Annotated in this window: 20 protein-coding genes; 14 read left to right on the top strand and 6 right to left on the bottom strand. The window is 37.8% G+C overall.

From position 1 onward, the window contains the following. The first annotated feature begins 5 nt into the window (after nt 1-5). The 8 genes from OU989_RS06435 (at nt 6) to OU989_RS06470 (ending at nt 8,456) form a co-directional block, all read left to right on the top strand. Nucleotides 6-971 carry an ABC transporter ATP-binding protein gene (locus OU989_RS06435; protein ID WP_274796299.1) on the top strand — a complete coding sequence of 322 codons (966 nt, stop codon included), beginning with the start codon at nt 6-8 and terminating at the stop codon, nt 969-971. Next, nucleotides 968-1,993 (top strand): ABC transporter substrate-binding protein, encoded by a 1,026-nt coding sequence (locus OU989_RS06440; protein WP_274796300.1) that lies wholly within the window; start codon nt 968-970, stop codon nt 1,991-1,993. The genes OU989_RS06435 and OU989_RS06440 overlap by 4 nt, the downstream gene beginning before the upstream one ends. A gap of 52 nt (nt 1,994-2,045) precedes the next feature. Next, nucleotides 2,046-3,707, top strand: coding sequence for an ABC transporter permease (locus OU989_RS06445; protein ID WP_274796301.1), 1,662 nt, complete (start codon nt 2,046-2,048; stop codon nt 3,705-3,707). Further along, nucleotides 3,700-4,770, top strand: coding sequence for an MBL fold metallo-hydrolase (locus OU989_RS06450; RefSeq protein WP_274796302.1), 1,071 nt, complete (start codon nt 3,700-3,702; stop codon nt 4,768-4,770). The genes OU989_RS06445 and OU989_RS06450 overlap by 8 nt, the downstream gene beginning before the upstream one ends. Next, nucleotides 4,763-5,572 carry a hypothetical protein gene (locus tag OU989_RS06455; protein WP_274796303.1) on the top strand — a complete coding sequence of 270 codons (810 nt, stop codon included), beginning with the start codon at nt 4,763-4,765 and terminating at the stop codon, nt 5,570-5,572. The genes OU989_RS06450 and OU989_RS06455 overlap by 8 nt, the downstream gene beginning before the upstream one ends. A gap of 187 nt (nt 5,573-5,759) precedes the next feature. After that, nucleotides 5,760-7,058: a M48 family metallopeptidase gene (locus OU989_RS06460; RefSeq protein WP_284702027.1), complete on the top strand. Its 1,299-nt coding sequence runs from the start codon at nt 5,760-5,762 to the stop codon at nt 7,056-7,058. Nucleotides 7,059-7,142: 84 nt separating this feature from the next. Beyond that, complete coding sequence (locus OU989_RS06465; protein ID WP_274796305.1) at nt 7,143-7,961, top strand: YitT family protein; 819 nt, start codon at nt 7,143-7,145, stop codon at nt 7,959-7,961. 123 nt (nt 7,962-8,084) lie between these two features. Next, a complete protein-coding gene (locus tag OU989_RS06470; protein ID WP_274796306.1) occupies nt 8,085-8,456 on the top strand; it encodes an MmcQ/YjbR family DNA-binding protein in 372 nt (123 codons plus the stop codon). A gap of 67 nt (nt 8,457-8,523) precedes the next feature. Here the strand turns inward: OU989_RS06470 and OU989_RS06475 are convergent, their stop codons facing one another. Both OU989_RS06475 and OU989_RS06480 read right to left on the bottom strand, forming a co-directional pair. Continuing rightward, nucleotides 8,524-8,868, bottom strand: coding sequence for a GIY-YIG nuclease family protein (locus tag OU989_RS06475; protein ID WP_274796307.1), 345 nt, complete (start codon nt 8,866-8,868; stop codon nt 8,524-8,526). A 17-nt stretch (nt 8,869-8,885) separates the two neighbouring features. Beyond that, a complete protein-coding gene (locus OU989_RS06480; RefSeq protein WP_274796308.1) occupies nt 8,886-9,641 on the bottom strand; it encodes a DUF2087 domain-containing protein in 756 nt (251 codons plus the stop codon). Nucleotides 9,642-9,898: 257 nt separating this feature from the next. On the opposite strand from OU989_RS06480, the gene OU989_RS06485 reads away from it, so the two are divergent. Next, a complete protein-coding gene (locus OU989_RS06485) occupies nt 9,899-10,600 on the top strand; it encodes a ZinT family metal-binding protein (RefSeq protein WP_274796309.1) in 702 nt (233 codons plus the stop codon). Nucleotides 10,601-10,922: 322 nt separating this feature from the next. On the opposite strand, the gene OU989_RS06490 is transcribed toward OU989_RS06485, so the two are convergent. The 4 genes from OU989_RS06490 to OU989_RS06505 are packed head-to-tail and all read right to left on the bottom strand — an operon-like array spanning nt 10,923 to nt 13,576. Continuing rightward, nucleotides 10,923-11,798 carry an ABC transporter permease gene (locus OU989_RS06490; protein WP_274796310.1) on the bottom strand — a complete coding sequence of 292 codons (876 nt, stop codon included), beginning with the start codon at nt 11,796-11,798 and terminating at the stop codon, nt 10,923-10,925. Further along, on the bottom strand, nt 11,798-12,718 hold the full coding sequence (locus tag OU989_RS06495) for an ABC transporter ATP-binding protein (RefSeq protein ID WP_274796311.1): 921 nt from the start codon (nt 12,716-12,718) through the stop codon (nt 11,798-11,800). The genes OU989_RS06490 and OU989_RS06495 overlap by 1 nt, the downstream gene beginning before the upstream one ends. A 5-nt stretch (nt 12,719-12,723) precedes the next feature. Beyond that, nucleotides 12,724-13,125, bottom strand: a complete 402-nt coding sequence (locus tag OU989_RS06500) for a DUF3021 domain-containing protein (protein ID WP_274796312.1) — start codon at nt 13,123-13,125, stop codon at nt 12,724-12,726. Between the two features lies 1 nt (nt 13,126). After that, a complete protein-coding gene (locus tag OU989_RS06505; RefSeq protein ID WP_274796313.1) occupies nt 13,127-13,576 on the bottom strand; it encodes a LytTR family DNA-binding domain-containing protein in 450 nt (149 codons plus the stop codon). Between the two features lie 218 nt (nt 13,577-13,794). On the opposite strand from OU989_RS06505, the gene OU989_RS06510 reads away from it, so the two are divergent. From OU989_RS06510 to OU989_RS06535, 5 genes are all read left to right on the top strand, one after another. Then, nucleotides 13,795-14,823, top strand: coding sequence for an AbrB family transcriptional regulator (locus OU989_RS06510; protein WP_274796314.1), 1,029 nt, complete (start codon nt 13,795-13,797; stop codon nt 14,821-14,823). Nucleotides 14,824-14,984: 161 nt separating this feature from the next. Continuing rightward, nucleotides 14,985-15,125, top strand: a complete 141-nt coding sequence (locus tag OU989_RS06515; RefSeq protein ID WP_004232534.1) for an RAxF-45 family protein — start codon at nt 14,985-14,987, stop codon at nt 15,123-15,125. 104 nt (nt 15,126-15,229) lie between these two features. Beyond that, nucleotides 15,230-17,032 carry a ribosomal protection-like ABC-F family protein gene (abc-f, locus tag OU989_RS06520; protein WP_274796315.1) on the top strand — a complete coding sequence of 601 codons (1,803 nt, stop codon included), beginning with the start codon at nt 15,230-15,232 and terminating at the stop codon, nt 17,030-17,032. Next, nucleotides 17,025-17,816, top strand: coding sequence for a GNAT family N-acetyltransferase (locus OU989_RS06525; protein ID WP_274796316.1), 792 nt, complete (start codon nt 17,025-17,027; stop codon nt 17,814-17,816). The genes abc-f and OU989_RS06525 overlap by 8 nt, the downstream gene beginning before the upstream one ends. A 470-nt stretch (nt 17,817-18,286) precedes the next feature. Further along, nucleotides 18,287-19,021: a hypothetical protein gene (locus OU989_RS06535; protein WP_274796317.1), complete on the top strand. Its 735-nt coding sequence runs from the start codon at nt 18,287-18,289 to the stop codon at nt 19,019-19,021. The last annotated feature ends 91 nt before the right edge of the window (nt 19,022-19,112 follow it).

Below are 19,112 nucleotides of genomic sequence, written 5' to 3' on the forward strand. Positions count from 1 at the left end.
TATGTATGAAAATCTCATTAACAAATATCGAGAAAAAATATGGGCAATCCCAAGCATTATGGCCTATCGATGTGGAGTTAGATCAACAATTCATTACCATTCTTGGACAATCAGGCTGTGGTAAAACAACCTTACTAAAATTGCTTGCAGGCCTTGAACAACCAACGAAAGGGGAAATTCGATTTGATGACACCGTAATCTATTCTTCGGAATCTCGCAAAAATGTCAAACCGAATAAACGCAATATTGCCATGGTTTTTCAGGATTTTGCACTGTGGCCACATATGACCATCTATCAAAATATTGCCTTTGGCTTAAAGGGGATTGTTCCTAAGTCAGACATTCCGGCTCGAGTGGAGCATGTCATGCAAATGGTTAAAATGCAAGGCTATGAGCTACGGAAGCCTGGTGAATTATCGGGCGGCCAACAGCAACGGGTAGCATTAGCGAGGGCTTTAGCAACCAATCCTAAATTGATTTTATTTGATGAGCCACTGTCAGCTCTTGATGCTGTCCTCAGAGAGCAAATGCAATACGAAATCATGCATCTTATTCATGAGCTTGATTGCCAGGCTATTTTTGTCACACACGATCAAACAGAGGCCATGACCATGTCTGATCAAATTATTGTCATGGAGGCAGGGAGGATTGCTCAAATCGGCTCACCAGAGGAAATTTATCGAGCACCAGCAACACCGTACGTAGCAGATTTTATTGGCAAAGTGAATTGGCTACAAAATGGACATTCCATTGTACGTCCTGAAGGCGTTTCGAGTATCCAACGCCCAGGGACGATAACGAAGCAAGCGGAGATTATGAAAAGTACGTTTGTGGGTGACCGTTATTTAGTGCAAGCACAGGTGGAAGGAAAGCCATGGAGTTTTTATGAAAATCATCCCTTAGAGCAGGGAAAACGACTACAAGTATTTATTGATGAAAAACAAATCTATCAATTGGAGGGTTTACATTGAAAAAACGACGTTTTAAGTTATGGGCAACTGCTGGGATTTTATTGACATTAGCATTAGCAGGTTGTGGTAATAAAGAGGCAAAAGATGTGAAAGAAGCAAGTGCAAAGACACCGGAGGAGAAAGTACTGACGGTATATTCTGCTGGTCCAGATGGTTTAGCTGCAAATATTCAAGAAGCTTTTGAAGAAAAAACAGGGATCAAGGTTGAAATGTTTCAAGGAACTACTGGTAAAATTCTTTCTCGTTTAGAGGCAGAAAAAAATAATCCTGCAGCAGATGTTGTGGTGCTTGCGTCCGTTGCCTCCATGGATGGCTTAAAGGCAACAGATCAATTGCAAAGCTATCAAGATGCTGCCAACAAAGACAACATCAACAAGGACTGGTCTGATGGAGAGGGCTATTTCTATGGCTATAGTGCTTCAGCTTTAGGTATTGCGTATAATACGAAAAATACAACACAAATACCTGAAGATTGGTCCGATTTAGCAAAAGCCGACTGGCAAAACAAAATCAATATCCCCGATCCTAGCTTGTCTGGTTCTGCTGTTGATTTCTTATTCGGCTATACGGAAGCAGATAACAAGGCTTGGAGCACGATTGATACGTGGAAGAAAAATGGCTTACAAGTCAATGGTGCAAATAAAGAAGCATTAGATGCTGTTATTACGGGTGAGAAAAATGCCACGATTGCAGGAGTAGATTATATGGCGTATAAAGCAAAAGCGGACGGTGAGCCGGTAGAGATTATCTACCCGAAAAGTGGGACGGTAGTTAGTCCTCGTGCTGTTGGTATTTTAAAGGAAGCTAAACATGTAGAAGCTGCAAAGGCCTATGTTGATTTTTTACTGTCAGATGAAGGCCAAAAACTTGTAGCTGATGCTTATTTATTACCTGGAAATAAAGAGATTGCTGTTAAAGATCGCGCCGCATTAGATGAAATTCCACAGCTACATGTCGATTGGATTGGTGCAGAAGCTAAGCAGCTGGAAGTACTAACAAAGTTTACTGATTTATTTCGTTAAATAGGGGGGCTATACCTCCTTTTCAGTTTTCTATAGAAGGGTTGTAGTAGTCATGATTATGGAAGGAAGACGAGCTTTTGGATTTTTAATGGCACTTGTCACCGTTTTTGCTGTCGCTCCATTACTGGCAATATTATTTTATACCTTTGCAAAAGAGGGGCAATTCGATGTTTCTCAGTTTGGCCGAATGTTCGAGCATGAAAGATTATGGAAGACACTTGCCAATTCAGTAGGACTAGGGCTGTTCGTTATCATCGGGACAACGGTTATCGCTTTTCCTATGGCGTTTATCCGAACGAAAACAAGTTTATATCAATATGATTGGCTTGATATTGTGTTAACAATTCCATTTATGACACCGCCTTATATTGGTTCGATGGGCTGGATATTGTTTATGCAAGAAAACGGATTTCTTCAGCAACTAGTTCCAAGTGCGGCTTGGATGACGGACTCTTTCTTTTCTTTATTTGGCATGGTCATGATTATGAGCCTCCATCTCTTTCCGTTTTTGTATTTAATGTTAAAAAATACATTGCTTCGAATGAATGGCTCGTTTTTAGATGCGGCACTTATTTTTGGAAGAAGTTCTTGGCGGAATTGGCTAACAGTTGTTTTACCACTTGTACTTTCAAGCTATGTTTTAGGCAGTCTACTCATTTTTATCAAAACGCTTGCTGAATTTGGAACTCCTGCCACATTTGGTAGTCGTATTGGATTTCAAGTATTTACAACCGAAATTCACACGTATCTATCGAGATGGCCAGTCGATATTAGCATGGCGACCTCTCTCTCTTTATTTTTACTATCCGTTTGCTTAATCATTTGGTATTTCCAAAATCTTATTGGACGTCGTTATACGTATGGTGTACTTTCTGGAAAAACACCTGCTAAACGTGAAATCAAAGACAAGTGGTATATAAGAGCAAGCTCATGGATATTTGTAGGCATGGTCCTATTGCTGTCTATTGGTATACCTTATTTTTCTATTATCGTTACCTCTTTGCAAAAAGTAAGAGGAGATGGTTTACAAGCCGGAAATTTCAGCTTCGCTTCTTACCAGGAGGTATTTACAGGAGGAAGTGCAGGCTTAACGGCATTTATAAATAGCATTACTTTTTCAATTATGACAGCTATTATCACAGCCATTGTTGGATTATTAATTGCTCTTTATATTAAAAAAGGAGAAACCAAAAAACAACAGGTTTTAGATTTTTTTAGTTTAATGCCTAATATTATTCCAGGGATTGTTTTTGTTGTAGGGCTAATTATGTTTTGGAATGCTCCATGGCTGCCAGCAACCATTTATAACACGAAAGCAATGGTTGTTGTCACATATTGTGTTCTATTCCTACCCTACTCGGTACAGTATATTAAATCTTCGTTTTCCCAATTAGATGCTTCTATTTTTCAATCAGCCTCTATTTTTGGGCGTAGTAATTGGCATGTGTATCGTCGCATCATTCTTCCGTTATTAATGCAAGGGATTCTGACAGGAATGATGATGACCTTTATTATTTCAATGCGAGAGCTAGTAGCAGGTCTCCTCATTTTGCCGCCTTCTGTCGAGACAGGTGCCACATTTATCTATAGTCAATTTGAGCAAGGGAATGTAGGAGTAGGGATGGCGGTTGCTGTCATCACAGTCATTATGACAGTAATTTTTATGTTTCTATTAGATTGGCTGCAAAGACGAGGGGGTCAGGCCAATGCTTAATATTGACATTTTAGGTGGCGTTGGGGAGTATGGGCGCAATTGCTTTTATATTGAAAACCGAGGACAGGCCATATTATTGGATTGTGGCATTATGAAAAATGCTGAAAAAACGCCACCAAATTTAGCGCCTGCCCATATAAAAAAGCTACAAGCTGTCTTTATTTCCCACTCGCATATTGATCATGTAGGCGCATTGCCATTACTAAAAAAGATGGGGTATTCAGGACAAGTACTGATGAGCCACAGGACCGCACAGCAGCTTCAACAGCCTATACCAAATCTTCATACTTTCCATCCAGATTCCATAGGAAAATGGATTAAGGTTAATGACTGTATTGCCTTCCAATGGGGCTATAGCGGACATTTAATCGGAAGTGTGTGGTACAAAATTCAATTTTTTGATGAAGTACTTTTTTTCTCAGGCGATTATGTAGCCGATTCTTATTTGTTAAAAGCAACCCTACCAGAGGAGGACGGGACCGTTTATGATGTAGCGTTTATTGATAGCGGCCATATAGAAAAATGTATTGATAATCTGGAAGTGTTACAGCAACTTGCTGCTTTCATTAAGGCTCAACAAAATCACGCTTTTATTTTTCCCTCCTCGTTTTCTGGCAAAACAGTTGATATGATCAGCTATCTTTCTGAACATACTTCGCGAGCTATCCATGTAGATACTAAATTACAAAATTTATTGGAGCAATATGATGAAGACCCTGACAACCTGTGGCCAAGCAAGAAGGTGTTGCCATTACGTCATCAGCACCTAGCGGACAGTGATCATATGCTTTATTTCGTTATGGAGCAGAATGACGCTTGGTTAGAGGAACTTGTAAAGAAGTATCCAACGGCCATTGTCATCCAAACTGGTTATGCTCATTCCTCGCTTAAGAGAAAAGATTTGAATCGTCCTGTAACGGAGTTTTTTTATAAAACGCATCCTGACTATCGAGATCTTATGAAGCTGTCGCAATGTATTCATGCGCGAAAAACTATTTATTTTCACAGTACTCATACAAATTTAGCAACAACATTAAAAAGGGAGGAAATCAATTATGGTTAACTTGAAAAAATGGGCTGTATATATGTGTGTGATGGGTTTGACAATTATCAGTATTATGGGTGTAAGCACAACAAAGGTGAAAGCAGCAATTGAGCCAGGACATGAAATTAAATTCAATGTCAAATCAGAGCTTTTCACAGAATCATCCAATATTCTAGAGGTTTTTCAGGCGGTTAAGAAGGATGATGTGAAGATTTACTTTTATGATACGCCTGATCAATCCTTTCTCCAAAACGATTATATTCACCGCTTGCGTGTATACAAAGGAAGCAATAAGATGGATATTACCTATAAAAAGCGCTTTTTGAATACACCATTGAGCGAAGCAATTGCAGAGACAGAAAGTCATGGTTTCACTGGTTCTGAATCCAATTACAAGTTTGAATTAGATATAAAGGGAAATCATCGTACGTTTACCATTAGTCGTAAAGAATCTTTAAAAACATCCTCGAATGTTTCTTACGATGAGGTAGATACGAGTACTGCAAAAAAACTGATTGTTGATAATTCACCAAAGAAAATTCTAAATTGGGATTCTGATGCTTGGTATAAAAATACTTTATCTCAAGCCGTTGTGTACGGTCCTGCTAATGCTACTACTTATAAAGGAAGCTTTTTTGGACAGGATGCAGATATTGAGGTGTGGCAGTATAAAGGAGACATTATGGTTGAGCTTTCTACAAAAGTAGATCATGAGGCTCAGGCAGCCGTAATTGAAAAGCAATGGTATGAGCAGCTACTATCAGCTGGCTATTTAAGTGAAGACCAACGAGGAAAAACAGCTTTTGTCATGGATAAATAGGATATAATATATTCGCAATATTTCGAAACAGTGAGAAAGCTTTTATGTACTCATTGATAGAAATGTTGCGAATTTTTTCTTAGTGAGCGGAGATGTTAAAAAAGTAGGTCCTTGTTTGTTCTAACTTTGGTAATTTCGCTTACACTTACTATAGGACAATCTTTGGGTGATATGAGGGGGAAATGACATAGCAAAAAAAATGGGCATTGTTACGCTGCTTCTATTCGGTGTTTACGTGCTTTGTATGTACTGGTATATATTCCATAGTGGTGGAGGGAAAATACCTAGTGCTTTACAAGGAACGGTTGCAGATCCAGTGATGTTTATGTCTGGCAAGGAACTTTTTTTGAGTGGTGAATATTCAAAAATACGGAACTTTTTATTCTTTGTAGCGACACCTTTGGAGTGGCTTGTTTACCTTATGATTTTATTGCTGGGCGTCTCGCGGTATTTTGAGAAGGTGGCTACATCTCAATCGAAATGGAAGCTATTACAAAATGCAGGCTACTTATTCCTATTGTCTTTATTAGTCTATGTAGTTTTATTCCCACTTAACTATTATCGCTACTATCTTAGTAAAAGCTATGGGATTAGTACTCAAGCCTTTGGATCGTGGATGAAGGATGGAGTCATCGATTTTTGGATCAACTTTGGAATGAGCCTGATTATCGTTACCGTTATTTATTGGCTTATTAAAAAAAGCGAAAAAAGATGGTGGCTCTATGCATGGCTATTAACTATCCCATTTACAATTTTTGTAATGTTCATCCAGCCAGTAGTCATCGATCCTTTGTACAATGATTTTTATCCGCTAAAAAATAAAGAGCTAGAAACGAAGATATTGTCACTTGCTACGCAGGCAAATATCCCGGCAGAGCATGTTTATGAGGTGAATATGGCGGAAAAGACCAATTCCTTAAATGCTTATGTGACAGGGATCGGTAGCAATTCGAGAATTGTGTTATGGGATACCACCTTAAATAGACTTACGGACAATGAAATTTTATTTATCATGGCGCATGAAATGGGACATTATGTAGAAAAGCATATATATTTTGGAATCGCAGGCTATCTTCTGCTTACCTTAATAGGGTTGTGGATAACGGCGAAACTTATGCGGCGTCTAGTTGCACGATATGGACAGGTTTTGAAAATTAATAAAGTGAGTAGTATCTGCTCGTATCCATTATTTTTACTCATCACCTCCATTTTATTATTTGCTTCCAATCCAATGTCAAATTTCGTGTCAAGATATCAGGAAACACGAGCAGACCAATATGCGATTAACCTCATGAATGATCGTGAAGCGGCAGTAACAGCATTTCAAAAGCTAACGATTTCAGGCTTAAGTGAAGTCAATCCACCACTATTGGTGAAATGGTTCCGTTATACCCATCCACCAATGCTAGAGCGTATTTATAAGGTTGCTGATACAAGCGTTCACAAGGAGAATGGCCCTTTGAAGGAAGAAAAAAAGAAAAAGTAAGGTCGTTAGGTTTTTCATTTAATGAAGTTGGGTAGTCTAAGAGAAAGTTCTATCAAAAATCGGTCGATTATAGGGGACATCATTATGCGTAATGTGATTATAATTACACTTTCTTCCATCGTAGTGGCCTTTGCTTATAATTTTTTGTTAATTCCTCATGAAATTCTCAGTGGTGGATTGAGCGGGATTGCCATCATGCTTGGGATTGTGACACCTTTAAATACAGGAGTGTTAAATTTACTCCTTAACTTGCCCTTGCTAATTATAGGTGTAATGAAGCTTGGCAAACGTTTTATTAGCTATACAATTCTTTCTGTGGCTGTTTTGTCAGTAAGTTTATATATTATTCCGGTTTACAAAGCGACACAAGAGCCAATCCTTGCATCGTTATTTGGTGGTGTCATTGTGGGTCTTGCAATGGGGCTAATTTTCCGTGCTGCAGGTTCCTCAGGGGGCTTTGATATTATTGCGATGCTTCTGAGCCGTAAACGAGATTTTCCTCTAGGTACTTTACTTGCCGGAATGAATGGTATTGTAGTGGCTGTTTCTGGTTTTGTCTTTAGTTGGGATGCTGCATTATTAACGCTTGTTTCTATTTATGCTACTGGAAAAGTGGTTGATACGATTCATACTAGCCATATTAAATTAACACTAATGATTATTACGAATAAAGGTGAGGAAGTTAAACAGCAGTTATTAGAAAAACTTCATCGAGGCGTAACCATTATTGATGCCAAGGGAGCCTACTCTGGTGAAGGTCGGAAAGTGTTGATCACTGTAATTACGCGTTATCAACTTGCTGATGTGAAAAGCACAATCAAGGAAACCGATCCTAAGTCATTTGTCAATATTCTACAGACGACAGAAGTAATAGGGATGTTTGATCGAGGTACAAGTAAATAACGCTATTTTCTACACACGTTTTCGATTATACTGACTATAATCGAACGTGTGTTTTTGTTATCTTCATTCTAAGAACAAGATAACAAGTAAAACAAAGCTTATGGAATGAAAGGGAAATGTAGGATGGAAAAGGAAAAGATTCATGCTTATTGTCTACAACTTCACGCAACAACCCATGACTATAAGGAAGAATGGCAGGCAGACCGTTATCATATTGGTGAGAAGATGTATGCCATGATTGGTGGTGATGGAAAGGGGAGACTAGTACTTACGTTAAAATGTGAGCCTGCTCGTGCAGAGGTTTTACGTGAATCATATGCCAGCATTATACCTGGCTATTATATGAATAAGACTCATTGGAATTCGATTTATATGGATGCTACAGATGTCCCTATGGATTTGGTAGAGCAACTTATCCAACATTCGTATGAGCTCGTTTACAGTAAGCTAACAAAAAAAGCCCAAAAGGAAATTGGATTAAAAGAAACTAACTAAACGCAATGCATGCAAAAGTTTAAAGCGCATTTACCTATCTTATTAGAGTAAATGCGCTCATGTAAAATTAAGAATGATAACCACGCTCACCAAAAGGCTTTAACGTGTCCAGCCATTTTTGCTCTAGTTTTTCGAGTTCTCTTTTAGCATCGAAATAGCCCTCTTCTTTTTTCTTCAAATATTCAACAATTTTCACTTCAAAAGCATCTTGGCCAAACGTATTGTAATCAGCTTGAAGCTCTTTATTGGTATGTGTATTTGTTTTTAGCATAAATTGAAAGCCATTTAGCCTTTTCAAGTTATTAAAGCTACCGACAAACACTTTTCCTGTTTGTGTATTAGTCATTGTAAAAACGCCTGCTTCAATTTTCATGTCTTTATACATTTCTTTTAACTCTTTTTTCTGATCCATGTGAAAAACCCGCTTTCTTATTTTTTTACCCAATAGGCACTACCGTCTGCTTTTCGGTCTAGAAATCCATATTCAATTAAGTAGCGACGAATATGGACATAGTCTTCATACATCGGTTTGATTACTTCATTCAATTCTTTTTCCGTGTATTGTTTTTCTGCGTCAAATAGCTTTGTTATGGCACGGAGTACTACAATTTTCTGCTTTTCTCGTTTAGGGAAACGTACTAGCTCCTTGCCGATACCATGTGGAAAGAATTTTTCTAATAATTGCTGTTCTTCCGAGTGGGTGACGTTGTAGCGATCGTCCACCATTGTAGCTGTTTTATGAATAGGCACAAATGGTTCCTCCTTCTGATCTTGTTCCTTCAATAACTCCATCATTACCAACAATGTTTTGGCTTGGCGTTCTTTTTCTTTTAACGCAAAACGGTGGTGGCGAATAGTCGTGGCACTTCCAATCTCTAATTCCTCTTTTATATCCTGGTCGGATTTACCTTCATAAAATAAGCGTAAAATATGACTTTGGTGTTCTGTTAAGCCTGTCATTTTTTTATTGAGACCATTTAAATAATGAAAGACAGATTGGTGTGCAACTGTTATATGTTGCTGCATCATTTTTTCCGCTTCATACAGTAAGCCTTCATAGGGATATATAATCCCTTTCTCTACTTTTTCACCGCACAATAAGCAAGTGAAATGTGTCTTTTCGTCGATGTAGCCCTTTTTGAGGTCGTTGATAGGAGCTTGCCAAAATAGTTCGTTTACATCCATGAGAAATCCTCCTATTTAACAAACGTTTTTGATATTCGTTTGTTAATTTATATTTAAAATAACAAAATGTTTATAAAAAATCAATGAAAACAATTCGTTTTATAAACGATGTGTCAATATGTTGGGGAAGCTTTTAAATTTTTACTAATACTAGATAAGCGAAAAAATAACCCTAGATGATGAAAACTATTTACAAATCGTAATGATTACTATATAGTTTTAAATCGTAAACATTACTATTTACAAGGAGGGTAACAATGAATAAAAAATGGTTAGTGCCATTTGCAGTAGCAACAATTGCTTCTACTTTAGTGGCGTGTCAGGAGAAAGAAAAAGAGGAGGATGTGGTTGCTAAAGCGACAGAGCATAGGGAGGACCATGAACAACATCACAATCACAGCCATGGGGAACAAACAGATAAGGATAAACAGATTTCCAAAGGTTATTTTGAGGATAGTGATATTACAGATCGCCCATTAACGAATTGGCAAGGTGAATGGCAATCTGTCTATTCCTATTTGTTAGATGGAACATTAGATGGGGTATTAGAGCATAAAGCTGCTCATGGCGATAAAACGGCTGAGGAATATAAGGAATATTACAAAGTTGGCTACCAAACAGATGTCACACAAATTGAAATTGCCGAAAATACAATGATATTTTATAGGAATGGAGAAGTTGTTACAGGTACATATGTGTATGATGGATATGAGATTTTAACATATGACAAAGGTAATCGTGGCGTTCGCTATATATTCAAGCAAACAGATGAAAATTCACAAGCGCCAACATATGTACAATTTAGTGACCATATTATTTCAGATCAAGCATCAACACATTTTCATATTTACTTTGGTGATGATCGTGCAGAGCTGTTAGAGGAGCTGGATAATTGGCCCACATTTTATCCGAAATCATTAACAGGGGAGGAAATTGCTGAGGAAATGGAGGCTCATTAGTAGTAAATAGACACGAGGTTTCTGGAAGTCATTAAAATAATGGTTTCCATCGAAGTTGAAAATCATTTGTTTTAAAATTACTATATACGATAAAACAGGCTGGAGCCAGCATTTTTTTTCCCATGTTTTATCCGTTAGAAGTAAGACTACTCGAAATGTAAATGCTTTCTAATTGGAAGTATGATTGATCACAAAATACACATTATAACCAATAAATACCTCCCAGGTTATTAGATTACTTAGGGAGGTATTTATTAATCTGACTTTATAGATAGCTGTTTCGACAGAGGGGAAGACTTGGTACATATTCTATTAACTAATTTTATTTATATTTTCTTTTGAAAAGCATGATAGACGCAGCTGCTAGTATGATAGTTGTGCTGACTATAATGAAAAAACTAGTTGACGTACTAAGTATATTTCCATGAAGGTCATAGATGATGCCATAATTGATTTTATAATCCTCAACATAGGTAGTTGGCACACCATCAAATACTTGAGCAATAGAGCCTTCCATAAAAGCATTTCGTAATAATAATGTTGTATGACTAATAGGGAAGTACATAATTAAATTTTGAGCAAAGTTTGGTAGTGCGCCTAGTGGTACATAGACACCACATAGAAATCCGAGTACTGTCCCGACGATTGTTCCTAATGTTGAGAAAGCACTTTGTGTTGAAACAAATAGCGAAAGGAATAAGTTAAAGACACTTGCAAGTAAGACAGCTAAAAATAAAATGCTGATGACTTGAACAAAACTTTGGAAGCTAAGAAGCTCACCACCGGTTGCTACAATAAATATCTCGCAGCCAATTAGGGCGATAAAGGTAAAAATACTTCCGATAATCAGTGCATTAACTACATAGCTCATCTGTATAGTGGCACGGGAAAGAGGAGCTGTTAAAAAATCCGCCTGCGTTTTGGATTCCTGATCCTTTACGGCAATGCCATATGCCCCAAGTGTAGTAGTAACAGCAATCATGGACAGTAATCCTGCTACAAGCCATTCATTGACAAGGGTAATTAATTCCGGTGTCGCTTCGGTTATTTGTTCAATGGCATCAATTTGCATCTTTTGGAGAAATACAGCGTAGAGCACAATGACAATCAGGACTGATAGTAGCGAAAAAAAGACTTGAGTCTTATCTCGCCTAAATACTTTACTATTACGCTGGACTAAAGTTAACAATGCTTCCACTAAGCTACATCCTCCTCTGCCATTATGTGAATAAAGACATCATCCATAGACCCTTTAATGACCTCGAAGGAGGAAATAAGTGGCTCAGCCTTTTTTAATAGGGAGAGCGCTTCTAGAGTAGAATCCAAACGGATCGTATAGATGTTCTGTTTTTCGGTGTAGGGAATGGCAAGCTCTTCAAGCCATTTGACGCCATCTATAGGATGCTTGAAAACAAGGGCCATTGAATCATAAGTATACTTAGTCTTTAACGCATCAGGAGTCCCTTGTGCGACAATTTTCCCTTGTTTTAGGACAACAACTTGATGGGCGACTGCAGCTTCCTCCATATAATGTGTTGTTAAAAAAACGGTCATATTGGTTTCAAGTTGAAGCTGCTTAATGGCCTGCCAAACAAATTGTCTTGTTTGAGGGTCTAGTCCTGTGGTCGGTTCGTCTAGAAATAGAATTTGAGGACGATGAATAAGAGCGCGAGCGATATCAGCTCGTCTTTTTTGTCCTCCAGATAATGTTCCATATTTGTGCTTGTCAATATCTTCTAAATGTAAATACGTAGAGATAAATTGATAGTTTTCGGCAAGCTGTTTTTTCGATAAACCGTATGTTCTGCCTCGATGTAAAATGTTTTCACGCACTGTTAATCGCTCATCTAATAAATTTTGTTGGAATACAACGCCGATCGATTTACGGATATCCGCATTTTGATTGCTTGCATCAAGCGTGAAACCATTAATGGTTACTTGACCACTGGATTTTTTTAATAATGTACATAGAATCTCAATTGTTGTTGATTTTCCGGCACCATTAGCACCTAAAAAAGCGAAGAGCGTGCCTTGTTCAACTGTAAATGAAATGCCTTTGACTGCTTGATGTTCACCATATTGTTTACATAAATTTTCAACTTCTATCGCAAGGGTCATCTAGGCTAATCCTTTCTCTTTTGAATTTCTTGATTCATTTTTTCAATATCATTTAATTGAAGAACATAGAGAATACACCAAACAATCAAGTAAATAATGGCTTCTGCGATCAGTACATACCATACACCGGAATCAAACCAATGACCAAAATAGCCCGCGGTTAATACACATGCTGTCACCGCTACTAAATGCAATAGAAGCTGTATCGTAAAAGGCAATGGCTCAATATCAAAAATGATGGATAGCAGTCCAATTGCAATGCCAAGAATGGCTGCGATAATAATTTGTTCTAGTAACTCTGTACCTAATGCAACTTCATTGCTTGATAGGAGGCTTAACGTGACTAAAATGTACGAAGAGCTAAGTGAAATGAGTAGTCCAATAATCATCATGCGTAAGTACCTCATGCTATGAATCCCTCCCAATACCTAAGTGTCGCTTTAATTCTTTTAAATATTTTCGACTGACATGAATGGCTACGTCATTTTCAAGAAGGAGTTGTGTTGTACCGATTTTGCCCATTTGAATGGAAGAAATTTTTTGAATATTAACAAGGGTGGATTTACTTACTCGTACAAAGTCTTTCGCTAGCTGTGCCTCTAGCTCATATAATTTTCGCTTTGACTCAAATTCATGTTCATCCGTTTGCAAAAATACTTTGGCATCCTCTGCGTAAATGGAATAAATTTCAGAGATTTTTAGTAGATGAATTTCTTGTTGAAAATATCCATCTAGCATAGTAGTTTGGGATGCTTGCAGCTGTTTCATCAGTCTTTCAATTTGTTCGTTATATTCCTTGGCGTGTATATGAACCTCTGTTTCTTCAAGTTCATGATTGATGGTTAGATGAATTTTCATAGGAGGCCTCCTTTATTCTCCGGTTGGAGAAACGCTGAATCAAGTAATACTAATGTAGCATAGAAAATTTTAGTCAGGATAAATTGTTGGATAAGAGGTTAAATTTCCTCCATAACAGGTTCTTTTTTAGCAATAGCAGACAGCTCAAAGTCAGTCTGGTAGAAAAAAGGGGTAATAAAGGTCATAATAGGCTTATCCAGTTGTAAGGGGTTGCTAAAATGTTTGTTTTTGATAAACATATGCTTATCACATTATGTATTGGCCTCATCGGCGCTGTTGTTTTTCAGTTATTACATATTCCTATGCCTTGGCTATTAGGTGCGATTACAGCGGTGCTCATTGTACAATTGTCAACTAATGTACAATTGAAATGGCATCATTATTTCCGTAATTTTGGTTTAATTGTAGCCGGATATTCTATCGGCTATGCCTTTACACCGGAGGCCGTTCAGGATATTAAGCTCTTTTTAGGGAGCATGATCCTTTTAAATGTGTTATTTATTGTGCTATTTTTCGCTGTGAGTCTTCTTGTAGCCAAACGTACAGATATAGATTTTGCTACTGCTCTGACATGCTGTGTACCAGGGGGAATGTCACAGGTTGTAGCATTTGCGGAGGAGCAAGGAAATATGGATATGGCTGTCATCACCTTTTTTCAAATCCTTCGTGTTCTTTTAATCGTTGGCTTTGTGCCATTAATGGTGGCAGGCGCTGGTAGCAATAGCTCCCTTATTGAGGGAACATATTCATGGAGCCTTGTTGCTATCCTCGTTGTTTGTGGACTAGCTGGGTGGCTTGCTCAAAAGCTTAAAATTCCAACAGGTTATATGCTTGGTCCAGTGTTTTTATTGATGGGCATTAATATGGCTGGGATAGAAGTGCCTAAATTGCCATTATCCCTTTTGCATATTGCTCAACTAATGATAGGTATTTATATTGGATTACTTTTGAAAAAAGAGGATTTACATTTATCAAAGGAGCATATTTTTTATGCCTTTGTATCAGCAGGCATTTTTATCGGCGCAGCCTACGGGTTAACATTTATTATGACTAGTTTGTATAAGCTCGATTTTAGGACAGGCTTTTTAAGCGTTGTACCAGGTGGGCTAGATCAAATGGGGATTATCGCTGCTTCTGTACACGCAAATGTCACGATTGTTACGGCTTTCCAATTATTTCGTGTATTAGTGGTCTCGGTTTTCCTTGTGCCTGTGGTGAAAATGTTTGTGAAAAAAGCGAAAACATGAGGGAGAGGGTAATGACCCATCCTTCATGTTTTTTTAATTGTTCGAGCATCTAGTGTCAATGATGCCATGTAACATGGAAAAATTTAATAAATTTAACCCTTTCCAAATAATCTGAATAATGTTATGATACAAATAACTATGACGAACGGAGGTGAAAAGGAATGAATAAAAACGCTACGAAAACATGTGTAAAAGTGGATACAGCTATGTATTTTGCACGTGTAATTACTTTTGATTTTGCTAACAACGGGATAGGTCTGTCCATTTTTAAGCAAAATCAAATAACAAACGTAGCGAATTAACCATTCTTTTTCACAAATGTAAATGAGAAGAAGACTGCTTGTTAATGAGCAGTCTTTTTTGTGTTTAAAAGATGTTTTCGCACGTTTCATTGGAGGAAAAAACGATGCAAATGAAAGCTGAACAAATACAAAAAATTATGGGTGGAAATATATTATTTGAAAATTTACAGCTTGAGGTCAATAGCGGTGAACATGTGGCCATTGTTGGCGTGAACGGAAGTGGAAAAACTACTCTATTACAGCTATTGGCAGGCGTAGATATACCGGATAAGGGACGTATTATCAAAAGTAAAGATGCCACAATTGGCTACTTACATCAAATCCCGCAATATCCACTACATGCTGTGCAAGAAGTACTGGAGGAGGCATTTGCGGATATTTATGCTTTAAAGGCTAAAATGACGGCACTTGAGCAAGAGATGCAGTCGGCTGTAACAGATAAAATACTGCTACAATACGGGCAAGTTCAGGAGCAGTTTATGTTACTAGGGGGATATGAAGTAGAAGCACAGTTGGCAATGATTGCAAATGGACTTGGCATTACAGATATGCTGGATCAGCCTTTTAGTAGCTTAAGTGGTGGAGAAAAAACAAAGGTGATGCTTGGGCAAATTTTATTAAAAAGGCCTTCGATTTTATTACTGGACGAACCAACAAACCATCTTGATATGCAAGCAATTGAATGGCTGGAACACTATGTGCGAAATTTTGATGGCATTGTTATTGTCGTTTCTCATGACCGACATTTTATGAATCAAATAGCACATAAAATTATTGAAATTGAGGATGGAGAGGCATTCACATATAACGGTAATTATGATGCCTTTATGGCTCAAAAAGAGGCGAAGATTGAACAGCAGTTTGCTGACTATGAAGAGCAGCAAAAGAAAATTAAAAAAATGCAGGAAACGATAAAACGATTAAAGCAGTGGGCGAATGAAGCAAACCCACCCAATGCCTCCATGCATCGACGTGCTAAAAGTATGGAGAAAGCATTAGCGCGCATTGAGCGAGTGAAGAAGCCGATCACTAAAAAGAAAATGAATTTAGCTCTCACGATGGCTGAACGCAGTGGTAAAGAGGTGGTGCACCTACAGGCTATTCATCACGGATATGATAAACCTTTATTCAAGGACAGCAACCTTGCCGTCTATTTTGGGGAAAGGGTAGCCATTGTTGGGAGCAACGGTAGTGGGAAATCAACTTTATTAAAAATGATAGTAGGAGAAATTGTACCCAATCGTGGTGTCTGCCATATCGGTAGTAATGTGAAATTCGGCTATCTATCTCAGCAGTTTGAACATCATAATCCTACTATTCGTTTAATTGATGCCTTCCGAGAGAGTGTCGCAGTGTCCGAGGCTGAAGCACGTCATATTCTCGCACGATTTTTGTTCTATGGCTATGATGTCTTTAAAAAAGTGAAGGATTTAAGTGGCGGAGAAAAAATGCGCTTACGCCTGGCACAATTAATGCATGAGGATATTAATGTATTGATATTAGATGAGCCGACCAACCATTTGGATATTGAAGCAAGAGAGGTATTGGAAGAGACACTGGAATCCTTTGAGGGGACTATTCTTGGTGTGTCACATGACCGCTATTTCCTACAGAAGATCTTTGCGAAAACGGCGTGGATTGAGGATCAAGTCATTCATGTTTTTGAGGGAGATTATGAATGGGCAAGACAAAAGAGACAGGAATTTTCCAAGAAAAAAGTGGTTGAAAAAGAAATACTCGCAAAAGTGCAGCCAGCAAAGAAAGAGCTTTCGATTGACCAACAAATTGAAAAAATAGAGGCAAAACTACAGGAACCTTCGCTTGCAACAGAGCAACGACAGAAGCTTGAAAAGCAATTAGAGGAGTTATATGAACGTTGGATGGAAGAGGGGACAGGAAATGCTTAATTTAGAACGTATTATGCAACTTGATATCGATTATTTAAAGAGTTTTAGTGAGATGGAAGAATGGAAAGAGGGAGCCTTATTTTACAATAAGACAATCCCAACCTATTATGATGCAAATCATGCACATATTTGGAGAAAGATTGATCATCCCGATGCTTTTTTGCAAGACATAAAGGATTTTTATCAATCAAAGTCACTGATCCCGCGGATGTATCTATACAACGTGGAAGACAATCATTCTTGTCTCGATGCACTAGAGAAGAACGGATTCCAATATGAAGATTTTCAGGATGATATCCAGTGTTGGAATGGTGAGTATGTGCAACTAACGCCTAATCCTGCGATTCAAATTGAACGGGTAACAGATACGAATATGGAGGAAGCATTATCAATAGAAATGAGCATTTCTGCATTTGGGGAGCCTACTCTAATTAAACAGGCATTTGAGCAAACCTATCATTCACCAAACTTTACGTACTATTTATTAAAACTTGGTGGTGTGGCTTGTTGCACAGCAAATATATTTATCTCAGGAAATCAAGGACGGATTGAGAGTGTCGCAACGCTTGAAAGCTATCGAGGACGTGGCCTAATCGGCTATATATTGCAGCATATCCAACAACAATCAGTAAAGCTCGGACTAGAGTATCTTTGGATTTTACCGATTAGTGAGCAGGTTGCGAAAGTCTATGCCAAAGCAAACTTTAAATCAGTCGGCACTATTACATCCATTCATGCCTTTACAGAAGGTAAAAGCATTAAAGAAATACGACAAGACGCCTAAATCAATTAATCGTCGCCCATTTCCTGTGAAACTCACAAGGAATTGGGTGACGTTTTTTAGAACGTTACTTGCCAGTTAAGATTACAGGTTGCTTGGAAGGAAGAATGCTTTAAAATATAATCAGCAATTAGCTCTGTCATGTCGAATTGTATTTCCTTTACCACATAGGGGCCCATTTAATTTTTGCGACGAACGCCTACAAATGGTCACAGGTAGGCTCTATTTTATTGGCGCTTGTTATTCTTTCTAGTCGTGGAATATGTTTCGAATCGTGTACGAATCAAGCTTGTAAAGGGGTAAGTCTTGATTTCTGAAAAATAGTAAAGTCCTGAATAGTATACTATTCGGGATTTTTGATTTATTCTTAAAAAGAAGGATTTTCAATTATTAAAAGTTTTTTACTTGAAAAATTACCGTATTCGATTTATTGTCTTTAGAGATACTTGTTTAATGGACTTGGAGGATATGGAATGCACGGAATTTATATATGCTATAATGTCTCAAAAGAAACCCCAGCAGCACAATGGCCCAAAAAAATGGATGCATTTGCGTATGTTCAACGAGGAAAACCACAACAAGACAATGACAACTTGCTGTCAATAGAAGAGCTAAAAAGCCATGCTATTCGCTATATTAAAAGCTTAAAAGATAATGCAAGTGTCCATTTAGTAGAGCAACGCAACGGCGAAATTGAGCATTTTGATCGACGCTATATGGAATCCTTAAAATTAAAGGAAAGCATCGATTCACAGCTTATTAATTTAGAAGAAATCCGTTTATTATTGCAATTAATGAATGTCTTGAATTTATCGCATGCATTCGGTGAAAATGCTGGAAAGCTCTTACGTCAAATTACTCCATATGCAAAAGAGGTAGAGCATCCAACATTCCAAACTACTCGTGTTGAGCGACATTTTTATTCGGAATTAATAGAACAAATAGAAATGGTGTATGTTCGAATTATGCGACAACACAACCCATCTACAACGGAAATGCAGCAATCAGAAAAGCTTTGGACAACAGTCTGTGAGCAAGCAATAGAAAAGGTAGAGGCACGAATTGAACGTCTATCATCAATCAAATTAAAACATGAGAAAAATTTGCTAGAGTTTAGTCACTTAAAACAGCAAAATATCGAGGCAAAGGAACGCTTAGATCTAGCTGTTAATGAACTGGATGAAATTTTAAATGTATTAGAATCTTAAAAAAGCATGTCTACCGATTGGAGAGCCAGTCGGTGACATGCTTTTTATCTTGAAGACAGATAGAAACGCCAAATTGCCCGATAAAAGCTAC

The sequence above is a fragment of the Lysinibacillus irui genome (assembly GCF_028877475.1).
Lineage (GTDB): Bacteria > Bacillota > Bacilli > Bacillales_A > Planococcaceae > Lysinibacillus > Lysinibacillus irui.